This window comes from Microbacterium testaceum, assembly GCF_020781835.1.
Classification (GTDB): domain Bacteria; phylum Actinomycetota; class Actinomycetes; order Actinomycetales; family Microbacteriaceae; genus Microbacterium; species Microbacterium testaceum_H.
This window is the reverse complement of record NZ_JAJGNJ010000009.1, coordinates 153,424-166,822: the sequence shown is the minus strand read 5'-3', so window position 1 is coordinate 166,822 and position 13,399 is coordinate 153,424. Positions and strand designations below refer to the sequence as shown.

The 13,399-nt window shown below is 71.9% G+C and carries 14 protein-coding genes; 6 read left to right on the top strand and 8 right to left on the bottom strand.

Annotated features, from left to right (window positions below; translation table 11 throughout):
* The 5 genes from LL239_RS14000 to LL239_RS13980 all read right to left on the bottom strand — a co-directional run.
* On the bottom strand, window positions 1-1,034 hold a 1,034-nt coding region (locus LL239_RS14000), incomplete at its 3' end, for an ATP-binding cassette domain-containing protein (protein WP_228164052.1).
* 72 nt (window positions 1,035-1,106) lie between these two features.
* Window positions 1,107-2,447, bottom strand: a complete 1,341-nt coding sequence (gene aspS / locus LL239_RS13995; protein ID WP_228164051.1) for an aspartate--tRNA(Asn) ligase — start codon at window positions 2,445-2,447, stop codon at window positions 1,107-1,109.
* Window positions 2,448-2,487: 40 nt separating this feature from the next.
* The gene (locus LL239_RS13990; protein WP_228164050.1) at window positions 2,488-3,369 is read right to left on the bottom strand and encodes a carbohydrate ABC transporter permease; all 882 of its coding nucleotides are present in this window, start codon (window positions 3,367-3,369) and stop codon (window positions 2,488-2,490) included.
* Window positions 3,366-4,313, bottom strand: coding sequence for a carbohydrate ABC transporter permease (locus LL239_RS13985; RefSeq protein ID WP_228164049.1), 948 nt, complete (start codon window positions 4,311-4,313; stop codon window positions 3,366-3,368). Before LL239_RS13985 ends, LL239_RS13990 begins: the two co-directional genes overlap by 4 nt.
* A complete protein-coding gene (locus LL239_RS13980) occupies window positions 4,310-5,548 on the bottom strand; it encodes a sugar ABC transporter substrate-binding protein (protein ID WP_228164048.1) in 1,239 nt (412 codons plus the stop codon). The genes LL239_RS13985 and LL239_RS13980 overlap by 4 nt, the downstream gene beginning before the upstream one ends.
* 206 nt (window positions 5,549-5,754) lie before the next feature.
* Here LL239_RS13980 and LL239_RS13975 point away from each other — a divergent pair, with 206 nt between their 5' ends.
* Window positions 5,755-6,744, top strand: coding sequence for a nucleoside hydrolase (locus LL239_RS13975; protein ID WP_228164047.1), 990 nt, complete (start codon window positions 5,755-5,757; stop codon window positions 6,742-6,744).
* A 42-nt stretch (window positions 6,745-6,786) separates the two neighbouring features.
* Here the strand turns inward: LL239_RS13975 and LL239_RS13970 are convergent, their stop codons facing one another.
* From LL239_RS13970 to LL239_RS13960, 3 genes are read right to left on the bottom strand one after another with little or no spacing between them, the layout of a single operon-like run.
* A complete protein-coding gene (locus LL239_RS13970) occupies window positions 6,787-8,085 on the bottom strand; it encodes an amidohydrolase family protein (protein ID WP_228164046.1) in 1,299 nt (432 codons plus the stop codon).
* Window positions 8,082-9,338: an adenosylhomocysteinase gene (locus LL239_RS13965; RefSeq protein WP_228164045.1), complete on the bottom strand. Its 1,257-nt coding sequence runs from the start codon at window positions 9,336-9,338 to the stop codon at window positions 8,082-8,084. Before LL239_RS13965 ends, LL239_RS13970 begins: the two co-directional genes overlap by 4 nt.
* A complete protein-coding gene (locus LL239_RS13960; RefSeq protein ID WP_228164044.1) occupies window positions 9,335-10,090 on the bottom strand; it encodes a hypothetical protein in 756 nt (251 codons plus the stop codon). The genes LL239_RS13965 and LL239_RS13960 overlap by 4 nt, the downstream gene beginning before the upstream one ends.
* Before the next feature lie 68 nt (window positions 10,091-10,158).
* Between LL239_RS13960 and LL239_RS13955 the strand changes: the two genes are divergently transcribed.
* The 5 genes from LL239_RS13955 to LL239_RS13935 all read left to right on the top strand — a co-directional run bounded on the left by LL239_RS13955 (window position 10,159) and on the right by LL239_RS13935 (window position 13,397).
* Complete coding sequence (locus LL239_RS13955; protein ID WP_228164043.1) at window positions 10,159-10,551, top strand: hypothetical protein; 393 nt, start codon at window positions 10,159-10,161, stop codon at window positions 10,549-10,551.
* Window positions 10,552-10,639: 88 nt separating this feature from the next.
* A complete protein-coding gene (locus LL239_RS13950) occupies window positions 10,640-11,326 on the top strand; it encodes a DedA family protein (protein WP_228164042.1) in 687 nt (228 codons plus the stop codon).
* 87 nt (window positions 11,327-11,413) lie between these two features.
* Entirely contained in the window at window positions 11,414-12,058 is a 645-nt protein-coding gene (locus tag LL239_RS13945) for a histidine phosphatase family protein (RefSeq protein WP_228164041.1), read from the top strand.
* On the top strand, window positions 12,058-12,651 hold the full coding sequence (locus LL239_RS13940; protein ID WP_228164040.1) for a TlpA family protein disulfide reductase: 594 nt from the start codon (window positions 12,058-12,060) through the stop codon (window positions 12,649-12,651). The genes LL239_RS13945 and LL239_RS13940 overlap by 1 nt, the downstream gene beginning before the upstream one ends.
* Window positions 12,648-13,397: a cytochrome c biogenesis CcdA family protein gene (locus LL239_RS13935; RefSeq protein WP_228164039.1), complete on the top strand. Its 750-nt coding sequence runs from the start codon at window positions 12,648-12,650 to the stop codon at window positions 13,395-13,397. The genes LL239_RS13940 and LL239_RS13935 overlap by 4 nt, the downstream gene beginning before the upstream one ends.
* Window positions 13,398-13,399: the final 2 nt, after the last annotated feature.

Below are 13,399 nucleotides of genomic sequence, written 5' to 3'. Positions count from 1 at the left end.
CGCCCGCGGCCGCGCCCCGCCCTCCGGCGGGCCCGCCCGCCCGCCCGCCGGGCGGGGCGCGCCCCCCCCCCCCCCCCCCCCCCGCCCCCCGCCCCCCCCCCCCACCGGCGCACGTGGCCGAGGAACGTGCTGCCCTCGACCACGGCGTCCATGCCGGGGGCGTCGGATGACACCAGCACGACGTTCTCCGGACGCACCAGCACCTCGCAGTGACCGTCGTGCGCGGATCCGGCGAGGGGCAGGTGCTGTCCCCAGACGTCGACGACGGTGCCCTCCACGATCCCGGGCACCGCACTGACCGGTCCGAGCACGGCGGCGACCGCTGGCTCCGCAGCGCGCGCATACACCTGCTCGGGGGTGCCCTCCGCGGCGATGCGACCGCGGTGCAGCAGGACGACGCGGTCGGCCACCGCGATCGCCTCGGCGGTGTCGCGCGTGATCCACACGGTGGTCGTTCCGCGGCGGCGGAGCTCCCGGACCAGCCCGTCGCGCAGGCGCTCACGGCCGGAGGTGTGCAGGGCGCTCAGGGCGTCATCGAGCACGAGGGCCCGCGGGTCGGTCGACAGCGCGCGCGCGATCTGGAGGCGCTGGCGATCGCCGCGTGAGAGCCGGCGCACCGACGCCTCGGGATCGGGGAGGCCGACGAGGGCGAGCAGTCCGAGGGCCTCGTCCCGGGCGCGCGGGTGTCCGCCTCGGTGGCGCGCGAGGACCGCGTCGCATACGCGCCCCCACCGGGGCGTGACCGCATCGCCCGCCGCGGTGACGCGGGGGGCCTCCGGTCGTGTGCGGCCGTCGATGTGCACCTGTCCGCTGTCGGGGCGCTCGCGTCCTGCGACGATGCGCCCCAGGGTCGACGCGCCGCAACCGGACTCACCGAGGATCGCGATGATCGCCCCGGAGGGGAGCGCCAGGTCGATGCCCTCGAGCACCGGGCTGCCGGCCCGGAGTCGCCCGACGCCGGCGAGGGTGATGGACCACCCCGCGCCGGACGGGCCGTCCGGGGGGACGGTCAGCGCGGCGCTGTCGACGACCATGACGACACGGTAGTCGGCACGGATGACCTCGCCCGGCCCGGGGAGTGAACCCCTCGGGACGGGCCGGCGAACTCAGGGGGCCAGGCGGGTGGGGCCGCGGAAGAGGTAGGTGACTTCTCGGATCGACGACTCCCCGAGCAGCAGCATCAGCACGCGGGCCAGGCCCATGCCGAAGCCGCCGTGCGGCGGGGCGCCGAAACGGAAGAAGTCGAGGTAGAAGTCGAGGTGCTCGGGGTCGAGACCCTTCTCCTTGGCCTGCTCGACCAGGACGTCGACGCGGTGCTCGCGCTGGGCGCCGGTGGTGATCTCGACACCGTTGAACAGCAGATCGTACGACTTCGTGAGCCCGGTCTCGGGGTCGCGCATGTGGTAGAACGCGCGGATCTCGGGGTGGTAGTCGGTGATGAACACGAACTGGTGGCCGAACGTCTCGCTCACGTGCGCCGCGATCTGACGCTCGCCTTCGGGGTCGAGGTCGCCGTCCGTGCGGGGGATCTCGTACCCGCGCGCCGCGACGATCTCGCGGGCCTCGGCGAGCGGAATACGGGGGAAGGGCAGGCTCGGCACCCGCACCTCGACGCCGAAGAGCTCCTGGATCTCGTCGCCGTGCTTGTCCTTGACCGCCTGGAACGCGGTCTGCAGCAGCTCCTCCTGCATGCGCGCGACGTCCTCGTGCGAGTCGATCCAGCTGATCTCGGCGTCGATCGAGGTGAACTCGGTCGCGTGACGGCTCGTGAAGGACGGGTCGGCGCGGAAGGCCGGCGCGATCTCGAAGATCTTGCCGAACCCCGCGACCTGGGCCATCTGCTTGAAGAACTGCGGGCTCTGGGCGAGGTAGGCGGTCTTGTCCTCGAAGTACGGCACCTCGAACAGCTCGGCGTTGGACTCGGACGGGGATGCCATGAGCTTGGGCGAGTGGATCTCGATGTAGTCGCGCTCGACCCAGTACGTGCGCATGGCGTGCTCGAGTGTCGTCTGCACGCGGAAGATGAGGTTGTTGCGGCGCTGACGCAGGTCGAGGAAGCGCCAGTCCATGCGCTTGTCCAGACCGCTGTCGGCGGCGATCGGCGTCTCGGGGTTGGCGGCGGCGGCGATCTCGAGTTCGCCGATCTTGATCTCGACACCGCCGAGCTTCACGCGCTCGTCGTGCTTGAGCTCGCCGTGGACGGTGAGGAACGTCCCGTTCGCGAGCGCGCCGATCGTCTCGGTGAGGGCGAGGGCCGTGGCATCCTGCTCACCGGCCTCCTCGGAGGGACGCGTCGCCGGGTTGACCAGCTGCACCGCGCCCGTCTCGTCGCGGAGCACGACGAACTGCACCTTCTTCTGATCGCGCACGGTCTCGACCCACCCCGACACCGAGACGGGGCCGGCGGGAAGGGACTTCAGCTGGTTGACCAGGACGCGTTCGCTCACGAGAAGCCAGTCTACGTGCGGCGCGGCCCGCGCCCGTGCCTCAGCGGCCGGCGCCGGCGGTCAGGCCCGCCTTCACGTGCCGCTGCGCGGCGAGGATGACCACGAGTGCGGGGACGCTCGCGATGAGGGAGGCGGCCATGGTGGCCGCCCACGTGTTCAGGTTCGAGTTCGACAGCGCGAAGATCAGCACCGACATGGGGTACATCTCGTTGCGGTTGACCAGGGTCAGCCCGAACAGCAGGTCGCCCCAGCTGAAGAGGAACGCGAAGACCCCGGCCGTGACGATCGCGTTGCGCGAGAGGGGCACCACGATGCGCCACAGCGTCCCGATCGGTCCGAGGCCGTCGACGGTCGCCGCCTCGATGACCTCGGTGTCCAGGCGCAGCATGAACGCGCGCATGACGATGACCGCGAAGGGCACCCCCGCGGTCGCATTGGCGAGGATCAGCCCGATGAACGTGTTCAACAGGCCCCACGAGTTGAACATCGCGTAGAACGACGTGGCCAGCACGACGCTCGGGATCATCTGAGCCAGCAGCAGCAGGATCAAGGCGAGGCTCACCGCACGCGAACGCAGGCGGCTCAGCGCATAGGCGGCGGGGATGGCCACCAGGAGCGTCACGAACACCGAGCCGAGCGAGACGAGGATCGACACCCGCAGCCCGCCGATGCCGGCGTCATCGAGCGCCTTCTCGTATCCGCCCAGACCCGGGGAGGTCGGGAACCATGCGGTGTCGGCCGAGTTCGCGGCCGGCTGCAGCGACGCCGAGACCATCCAGTACACGGGGAAGAGGTACACCGCCAGCACCGCGATGGTCACCAGGGTCCATGTCCATCCGCGACGGCGGCGGCGCGTGACGACCGGGCCCGGCGCGGACTCGGTGGGCGCAACGGCGGGCGGGGCGGGCAGGGTCGCGGTCATTGGTCACGCTCCCGGCGCATCGACATCACGGTGTAGACGATCGCGAACAGGATGCTGATACCCAGCAGCAGCATGCCGTAGGCTCCGCCGAGTCCGAACTGGAACTGCTGGAAGGCCTGCCGGTACGACAGCAGCCCGAGGGTCACGGTGCTGTTGGCGGGTCCGCCGGCGGTGAGGACGAGGACGAGATCGACGATGAGCAGCGTGTAGACGACGCTCATGACGACGAGGACCGAGATCACCGGCCAGATCGTCGGCAGCACGATCGCCGTCAGGCGCCGCCAGGCTCCGGCGCCGTCGAGCTGAGCGGCTTCGAGCTGCTCGGCGGGCACCTGCTTGAGCGCTGCGCCCAGGATCGTCGCCCAGTAGGGAAGACTCGCCCAGACCGCGACGAGGATGACCGCGGGCAGTGCCGTGGCGGGATTGGCCAGCCACGCCTCGGCGGGGATGCCGAGCGCGTGGAGCACGTCGTTGAGGGGCCCGTCACCGGCCAGCAGCGACTTCCACACGGTCGCGACGACCACCGCGGGCAGCAGCCACGGCAAGAGGATGAGGGTGGGCAGCCACCGGCTGCCCGGGAAGCGGCGCGCGAAGAGCAGGGCCAGCAGGAGGCCCAGCACCAACTCGACCACGACCGAGACGATCGTGATCGTCAGGGTGTTCGCCAGTGCGCGGAGAGTGACCGGCTCGGCGAGGATCGCCTCGAAATTGGCGGTTCCGACGAAGGGGGCTCGGCCGGTGATGAAGGTGCCGGTCTGGAAGTCGGTCGTGCTCATGAACACGCCGTACCCGAGCGGGAAGAGGAAGAAGACGACGAAGAAGACGATCGCCGGGGCGAGGAACCCCCACAGCTCGGCGCGCTGACGCGCCGCCAGCGAACGCCGGAACCGGCCGGGGGAGGGGACCCCCGGCCGGCCGGTCGTCGTCAGCGTGTCCGCCGTCACTGGCCGCTGGCCTGCTCCAGTGCGGCCTGGGCCGTCTGCCCGCCGACGGTCGCGCCCTGGATCGCGTCGACGTACTGCTGCTGCAGCGTGTTCCACTCGGTGCCGAGCTCCGCCGAGTTGTATGCGCCGTCGACCGCGTCGACGAACGGCGCCGCCGCGGGCACCTGCTCGACGAACGCCTCCTGCGCGCTCTGCAGCGCGGGGATGTATCCGCCCTGGACGGCGGTCTCGATCTGGTTCTCCTCGGAGGCGCGGCACTTCACCAGGGCGGCGGCTGCGGCCTCCTTCTGTGCGTCCGCGTTGGCGGCGACACCGTAGGCGTAGCCCAGCAGGTTCACCTTCGGCGACTCGCCCGCTTCGGCCGTCGGGAACGGGAAGGTGCCCCACTCGAAGGGGATCGAGGTGTCGACGAGGTTCCACGGACCCGAGACCGTCATGGCCGCGGACGCCGAGGTCCACTGGTCGATCGAGTCCCAGCCCCAGTTGACGAACTCGGGCGACAGCGAGCCGTCGTCCACGAGCTTCTTGTACAGGTCGACGGCCTCGACGGCGCCGGTGCCGGTCGGGTCCGCGGGGTCTCCGCCTGCGGACAGCAGGAACGGCAGGAAGTAGACGGGGGTCGAACCGTCTCCGCCGATGCCGGGGAGGACGATGCCCTTCTGCGTCGGGGTGGTGAGCGAGGCGGCGAGCGCGGCGAGGTCGTCGAAGGTCTCCGGGGCGGTCTCGGCGACGCCGGCGGCGGCGAAGGCGGCCTTGTTGTAGAAGATCGCGTAGTCCTCGACCTGCACCGGCAGACCGTACAGCGTCTCGTCGTAGCGGCCGAGGTCGGCGGCGCTGTCGGCGAGACCGTCGGTGGTCACGTCGTACTGGCTCAGATCTGCGAGCACCCCCTGCGAGGCCAGCTGGGGCAGCTGGGTGTCGGTGGAGAGCAGGGCGACGTCGGGCAGCGACTTCGCGCCCGCAGCCTGCAGCAGGCGCGTGGTGTAGTCGCCCGACTGCGTCTGCACGTCGACCGTGATGCCGAGATCGGCGGCGCAGGACTCGAAGTACTGCTTCTGCAGACCCTGGTAGGGCTCGAAGTCGATGTTGTTCCACACCGTCAGGCTGACGCCCTCGAACCCGTCGGTGGCGGCGGGGGCCGCTTGGCCGCCGGAGCAGGCGGTGAGGGCGAGGGCGGCCGTGAGGCCGGCCGCGGGCAGCGCGACGCGGCGCAACCGCTGAGACGTGGATGCCATGGTGTGTCCGTTCCCGACGACGCCGGAGGCGCCGGTCGACGAGTGCTGTGGGGGATACGGGTCGGGGCCGCCCGTGTCACCACTCACTCTGGGCCGTTCCTGTGACGAACAGGGAACGAACGTGTCACGCGATGTAACACCGCGCCGTGTCGGACCTGCGGACCGGGCAGGGTGAGAGGATCCCTTCTTCTGCCCGAGGAGCATTCATGGCATCCGCCCTGCCTTCCGTCCGCCGCGTTCTCGTGGACACCGACACCGGTCTCGACGACGCGCATTCGCTCATGTACCTGCTGGCCCAGCCCGACGTCGAGATCGAGGCGTTCACGACGATCTACGGCAACACCCCCGTGGTGGACTCGGCGCGCAACGTGCGGACGGTGCTGCGGCTGGCCGGGCGCGAGGACATCCCGATCCACCTGGGCGAGGCGGCTCCCATCGAGGGCGAGGCGTCCATCGCCGACTTCGTCCACGGCACCGACGGGCTCGGCGACCGCTTCGAGCGCGCCGAACTGCGCGTGGAGGACGAGAGCGCGGTGGATGCCATCGTGCGCATCGCCGCGGAGCACCCCGGTGAGGTCGACCTGCACCCGCTCGGGCCGCTGACCAACATCGCCCGGGCGCTCGAGCGCGACCCCGACCTGTTCCTGAAGTACCGCTCGGTCGTGATCATGGGGGGTGCGGGTCCGTACCCCGCACCCGGTGGCGCGACCCTCACGGATGCCAACACCGCCAACGACCGTCGAGCCGCCGAGATCGTGTTCGGAGCGCGCAACTCCGGCAACGTCGTCATGGTGGGCGTGAACGTCACGGCGACGGCGATCCTGGACGAGCACGTGCTGGCGGTCCTCCGCGGCGTGGGGACCCCGTGGGCGACGTTCGCCGGCGAGGTGCTCGACGCGTACAACGACTTCTACCAGTACAAGTGGGGGCGTCGGATCTCCTCCGCCCACGACGGACTGGCCACCGTCGTCCTGCACCGACCCGAGATCGTCACGGGATGGATCGAGGGCCCGGTCGACTACACGCCGTACGGCGGCTCGCTCGCGACGCGCGTCGCTCTGACGCACGACGGTCTGCCGCTGGCGTGGGGGACCCCCGAGGGACCGACGATCCGCGCCGTGACGGCCTTCGACGGCACGGAGTTCCTGCGCCGGTTCGTGCACGCTCTTTCCACGGGGCCGGCTCCGCGCGGCTGACGTCGTCGCCGGTGACCGCCCCTCCTCTCGGGGCGGCGAGGGTCACACCCGAGCCGAGGTGCGCTCGCTCTCGGGCGTGCCGGCCCAGCGGATGCTCCCGCCGACGACGGTGAGGGATGCCTCGTCGGGCCCGGCCTCGACGAGCTCCGCGAGCGCGTCGCGCGGAGCGGAGGCGGAGACCGGGAACACCGCGAGGTCGGCGCGGGCGCCCGCGCGGAGCACTCCGGTGTCGGTCTCCAGCCCGAGGGCGCGCGCGCCGCCGGACGTCGCGGCGGCGAACAGGCGGGCGTGGAGGTCGTCGTCGGCGTAGCCCTGCGCGCGGGCGATGCCGTGGAGCGCGGCGACGTCGTGCCACGGCGACAGGCTGGGCGACGAGGAGAGCGAGTCGGTGCCCACCGCGATCGCGTTGCCCTCGCGCAGGTACGCCGCGACCGGTGCCGGGTCGAGGCCGATGACGGCGTTGGAGCGGGGGCACAGGGCGACGCTGACGCCGCGTGCGCGCAGGAGCGCCCGGTCCTCGGCATCCACGTAGATCCCGTGCGCCAGGTGCGTCGTCGGGGTCAGGGCGCCGAGGTCGTCGAGGTAGCGGATGACGCCGGTGCCCGCCCCGCCGTCGCGGAGCAGCGCGAACTCGCCGCGGCCGTTGGCGCGCCACCGCTCGGCGAGGTCGCCGGTGCCGGTGCGGACGTAGGCGTCCTCCCACGCCGACTCGGCGGCGTGGATGTGCTGCCGCACGCCCAACTCCCGGGCGAGGCGAGCGAGGTCGCGGATCACCGCGGTGTCGAGGGAGTAGATCGCGTGCGGCGACAGTCCCGTCGCCGGCGGGGTGGGAAGCTCGGCGAGCTGTGCGCGCACGGTGCGTTCGCCGCTGTCGGCCCACGCGCGCTCGGTCCAGCCCAGCACCTCCCAGAACGCGATGCCGTGCAGTCCCGCGTCATGCACCGCGGAGCCGGCGGCGGCGTCGGTGACGATCTCGGCGACCGCCGTGGTGCCCGAACGCAGGCACAGGGCGGCGCCCACGGCGGCCGACGCGCCCCAGTCACGCGGAACGGGGTACAGCTCCATGAACGCGCTCATCCACGCTTCGAACCCGTCGTGCTCGGCGAGACCGACGGCGGCCATGTCGCTGTACTGCAGGTGCGTGTGGGCGTTGACGAGGCCCGGGGTCAGGGCACCGTCCCACTCGTTCAGCTCGACCTCGACCGCCTCGAGCGCCCCGAGCACCCGGTCGGTGGGACCGACGGCCACGATCCGCTCTCCGCTCACGGCGACCGCACCGTCCGCGAGCGGTGCCGCACCGGGGGAGAGGACGACGGGCGCGCGGTGGACGACGACCGTCATTCCTCTCCCTCCTCGGTGTTCCATGCCGCGAGAAAGGCGCGTTGCGCCGGCGAGGGCGCATCCAACGCACCCCCGAAGGAGGCCAGAGCGATGGCGGCCACCTCGTCGTCGGCGGCACGCGGCAGCTCGTGGACGCCCGGGGGAAGACCGGGCGACGACAGCACGTGAGCGACGGAGGCGAGCTGCACACCGAAGGACAGATCCATGATCTCGACGGGGTTGCCCTCGGCGGCGCTGACGTTGAGGCAGTTGCCGTCGTCGAGCACGCGCACTTCGCCGCCGCTCGGCGTCCGCAGCACCGACACCGCGCTCGAGCGTGCGATCTCGACGGCTCCTGCCGCGCGCGCGGCATCCAGGGCGATCTCCTGTCCGACGCCGCCGCCGACCGCGACCACCGCTCCGTTGCGCAGGGCGTCGAGGTGTGCCACGTCGATCGTGTGACGGATGCCGGTGGCCGAGATGACGATGTCGGCGTGCCGCACCGCCTCGGCGAGCGTCTGCACCTCGAAACCCGCAAAGGCGGCCTGCAGCGCCGCCACCGGATCGGTTTCGGTGACGACCACGCGCGCGCCCAGGGCGGCGGCATGCTGCGCGATCCCGGTGCCGACGCGGCCGAACCCCACGACCACGACCGTCGCGCCGCGGAACGACCGGTCGGCGACGTCGGCCACGGCGAAGACGACCGACTGGCCCGTGCCGTGCATGTTGTCGAAGAGCGACTTGGACCGGGCGTCGTTCGCCGCGACGACCGGGATGCGCAGCGCCCCCTCGGCCTCCATGCGCCGCAGGGGGCGCACGCCGGAGGTCGTCTGCTCGGTGGCGCCGTGCATCTCGGCGACGACGTCGGGGCGCTCGAGGTGGGCCAGCCGGATGGTCGAGGCGCCGTCGTCGACGATCACGTGAGGCCGGTGGTCGAGCAGCGCCAGGGCGTTCGCGCGGTCCTCGCCCCGATCGGCGTCGGCGCGAGCGTAGACCGGGAGGCCCGCGTGCGCCAGCGCCGCGGCGACGGCGTCATCGGTGTTGCGTCCGACCGAGGTGACGGTCACGTCGGCCCCGGCCTCCGCCAGCGCGAGCGCGATCGTCGCCGTCTTGGGCTCGAGGACGTCGGAGACGCCGATGCGTACTCCCGCGACGGTGCGCTCGCGGGTCAGCCGCGCGGCCAGGGCGGTGGTCACCGGCATGTGGGCCCTGGCCCACTCGATGCGGTCGTGTCCCGCACGCCACCGTCCGGGGTCCGCGATACGCCCGCTCACGGGGTCACCGCCGCGGCGAGCGCGCCGTCCGCCCCGGGGCGGTCTCCGACGAGGAGTGTGGCGACGAGGGCGTCGGCGAGGTGCCACTGCGCCGCGGTGGGCGCCTCGGGGTCGGTCGGGAGGGGGGAGGGCATCTCCACGAGCGATCCCTTCGGGGTCGTGCGCACGTGCGGGCGGGGGGACGGCAGGTGCGCGGCATCCGGCGGTCGGGGCGAGGCGTCGGCGACGAGTCCCGCCACGTCCGCCGCGGAGACCGCGTCGTGACCGACACCGGTGAGGACGGTGAGGTGAGCGGTCCCGGCGGGGTCCACCGGCTCCACGCGGATGCCGTCGAGCCGCGCCGCGAGCCGCTCCACCGGGTCGTCGGTGCCGCGGACGACCGCGGCGCCCAGTCGGCGCAGGACCGTGGTCAGAGCGGATGCCACGAGGCCGTCGCCCACGACGCGCACGGTGCTGCCCGCCAGAGTGAGGTTCGTGCGCGCCGACAGGGCGAGCACGACCTGCTCGGCGCGCACGTGCGCGTACAGGATGCCGAACGCCCCCGCGGCGAGCGGGTCCGGCGCCGCGGGATCGTGCACCACGTCGAGGTTCCAGGTTTCGCGCAGACGGGCGCGCACAGCGGTCGGGAGGGCGGGGAGAGAGCCGCCGTAGGGGAGCGCGGCGGGTCCGGTCGAACGCGCGTCGAGGAACCCTCGCGCGATCGGGAACACGCCGTCGAGCCCGGCAGGGGCGGCGGACGAGGAGGACGACACGGCTCGAACGTAGAACCCGTGACCCCCCGGGCGCGAATCGGGGACGCCGCATCCCTAGGATGTCGCCCGTGACCTATTCCCTCTCCCCGGAGTCGTACCGGATGCTCAGGCCCGAGCAGCCGCAGCGTCCCGCGCGGCGGGGATGGGACCTGGCGCTGACGATCGCCCTGCTCGTCCTGCTTCCGCTCGCGGCCCTCGCGTGCTCGTACGCGGGGTTCTTCCTCGCGTTCGCCTCCGACGCCTGCGCATCCGTGGACTGCGACGAGAACGTGATGAACATGGGCCTGTGGTTCGCCGTCATCGCGCCGTGGGTCGTGATGCTGCTGGCGGTCGTCGCCGCCATCGTGCGGCTGGTCCGCCACCGCGTCGCCTTCTGGGTCCCGCTCGTGGGGGTCGTCGTCATGGCGTCGACGTGGTTCGTCGCGGCGGCCATCGTGAGCGTCGGGGTGTCGGCATCCTGATCCGCTCACAGGTGCCGCCGAGGCGGCGCCCGTAGGCTGCGGTCGGGCGTCCGGACGGGCGGCCGATCACCGAGCGCGAAGGCACCCGATGACCGACACCACCCTCATTCTGGGCCGCGCCTCCGCGGACACGGCCTCGGGCGACCAGTCCTGGCTGACCTCCCTCGCCGACTGGACGGTCTCGCTCATGGAGGTCATCGGGCCGGTGGGCGCGGGCATCGCGATCGCGTTGGAGAATCTCTTCCCGCCGCTGCCGAGCGAGGTCGTGCTCCCGATGGCGGGCCTGACCGCCAGCCGCGGATCCTTCACCCTCTTCGAAGCGCTGCTGTGGACCACCCTCGGGTCGGTGATCGGCGCCTTCGCCCTCTACGGATTGGGCCGCTGGCTCGGCGCCGAACGGCTGCGCGCGATCGCCGCGAAGATCCCCCTCCTGCACCCCGAGGACATCGACCGCACCGTCGCCTGGTTCCAGCGGCACGGGGGGAAGGCGGTGTTCTTCGGCCGGATGGTGCCGATCTTCCGCAGCCTCATCTCGATCCCCGCGGGCGTGGCCAAGATGCCCGTGTGGCGTTTCGGGCTCCTGACCGGTGCCGGAAGCCTCATCTGGAACACGATCTTCGTGTTGGCCGGGTACCTCCTCGGCGAGAACTGGCATGTCATCGAGCAGTACGCCGACATCCTCCAGTACGTCGTGATCGCGGCCGTGGGCGTGGGGACCGCCTGGTTCCTGTACTCGCGCATCCGTGCGCTCCTCGCGTCACGTCGCGACGCGTGAGCGCGGCTGTCGCCCGGTAGGACGCCGTCGAAGCAACGACGTCCCCCGCTCAGCCCGCCCACAAGACCCGACCGTAGACTGGATGCCGTGCCCGCCGACCGCCTCCATCTCGTGCGCCACGGGGAAGTCCACAATCCTCGCCGCGTGCTGTACGGTCGGCTCCCCGGTTTCGGACTGAGCGTCGACGGCCGCCGTATGGCGCGGCAGGCCGCGGAGTACGTGCACGCGCTGGAGCGGCCGATCGGCGCGCTCGTGGTGTCTCCGCTGCAACGCACCCGGGAATCGGCGGAACCCTTCGTCGAGCTCTTCGGCATCGAGCCGTTCATCGACGACCGCGTCATCGAACCGACCAACGTGTTCGAGGGGCGACGGATGAACCAGGCGCTGGCCAATCCCCTGAACTGGCGGCACCTCTCCCGTCCGGCGGTGCCCAGCTGGGGCGAGCCGTACGAGCGGATCGTCGCGCGCATGACCGAGGCGATGACCGACGCGTGGGAGCGCGTGCCCGCGGGTGACGTCGTCGTCGTCTCGCACCAGCTCCCCATCTGGGTGACCCACCTCGCCCTCTCCCGTCAACCCACCCGCCACGACCCCCGCAAGCGCCGCTGCGCGCTGTCGAGCGTGACGAGCTTCGAGCGGCGAGACGGCGCCGCCGGCGCGCCGCGCTGGGTCGAGGTGGCGTACGCCGAGCCGGCCGCGACTGCCGGAGCCGTCGACGTAGGAGTCGTGTGATGCGCCGAATCCTCTCCACCGCGGCCGTCGCGGTCCTGGCCGTGGGCCTGGCCGCGTGCAGCGCCGACCCGCTCGCCGAGCAGTACCGCGCGGGAGACAACAAGGGCTACATCGCGGCCAACGGCTTCCAGACGCAGGAGATCGCTCCGGATCAGCGCGGCGAGGCCGTCGACTTCTCCGGCACGCTCGACAACGGGTCGCCGGTGTCCAGTGCCAACTTCGCCGGTCAGGTGCTCGTGGTGAACTTCTGGTACGCCACGTGCGGTCCGTGCATCATCGAGGCACCCCGCCTGGAAGAGGCGTACCGGTCGTTCGAGGGCCAGGACGTGCAGTTCCTCGGCATCAACACGTACGACCAGCCCGCCACGGCCCTGTCCTTCGCCCGCGACAACGGGGTGTCGTACTCCAGCGCGATGGCGGTCGGCGACGCCGAGCTCAAGCTCGCCTTCGCCGAGAAGACCCCGATCAACGCCACCCCCACGACGCTGGTGCTCGACCGGCAGGGACGGGTCGCCGCGCGCGTGATCGGCGAGCTCCCCGAGGCATCCATCCTCGAGGCGATGGTGCGCACCGTGCTCGCGGAGAGCGCGTGAACCCGGGAGCTCTCGTCTTCGACGGCGCACTGTGGCTCGCGATCCCGGTCGCGCTGGCGGCGGGGCTCATCTCGTTCCTCTCCCCGTGCGTGCTGCCGCTCGTCCCCGGCTACCTCGGCTTCATCGGCGGGGCCGTCGCGCCGCGCGGGGGCTCGGCATCCCGGCCCGGTCGCTCGCGACTGGTGTTCGGCACTGTGCTGTTCATCGCCGGGTTCACGGTGGTGTTCATGGCCGTCAACGTGCTCGGCGGCACCGTGGGGCAGTTCTTCCTGCGGTATGCCGACGTCATCACGCGCATCATGGGTGTCGTCATCATCCTGCTCGGACTGGTGTTCATCGGCCTCTTCGGCCTCGCTCAGCGATCGGTGCGGTTCCAGGCCCGAGGAAACCTCGGGCTCATCGGAGCCCCCCTGCTCGGGGTCGCTCTCGGGGTCGGCTGGACCCCGTGCATCGGCCCCACGCTCGCGGCGATCCTCTCGGTGTCGTACAACCTGGGCGACCCCGGTCGCGCCGCGCTCCTGGGCTTGGCCTATTCGCTGGGACTCGGCATCCCGTTCCTGCTCCTGGCCCTCGGCTTCGGGTGGGCCACGCGTTCGGTGACGTTCGTCCGTCGCCACATCCGCGTCGTCAACCTCATCGGCGGCGCGCTGCTGATCGTTCTCGGCCTGCTGATGGTGACGGGCGTGTGGGGCGCATGGATGTCGAGCCTGCAGGGGGTGATCGGCAGTGTCCAGCTCCCGCTCTGATC

What these genes read in the sequence shown, in the direction of transcription:
- LL239_RS13980 (WP_228164048.1), bottom strand. Translation starts at nt 5,548, where the DNA reads ATGGCATCCACGTCTCAGCGGTTGCGCCGCGTCGCGCTGCCCGCGGCC.
- LL239_RS13975 (WP_228164047.1), top strand. Translation starts at nt 5,755, where the DNA reads ATGGCATCCGCCCTGCCTTCCGTCCGCCGCGTTCTCGTGGACACCGAC.
- LL239_RS13990 (WP_228164050.1), bottom strand. Translation starts at nt 3,369, where the DNA reads ATGACCGCGACCCTGCCCGCCCCGCCCGCCGTTGCGCCCACCGAGTCC.
- LL239_RS13950 (WP_228164042.1), top strand. Translation starts at nt 10,640, where the DNA reads ATGACCGACACCACCCTCATTCTGGGCCGCGCCTCCGCGGACACGGCC.
- LL239_RS13970 (WP_228164046.1), bottom strand. Translation starts at nt 8,085, where the DNA reads ATGACGGTCGTCGTCCACCGCGCGCCCGTCGTCCTCTCCCCCGGTGCG.
- LL239_RS13940 (WP_228164040.1), top strand. Translation starts at nt 12,058, where the DNA reads ATGCGCCGAATCCTCTCCACCGCGGCCGTCGCGGTCCTGGCCGTGGGC.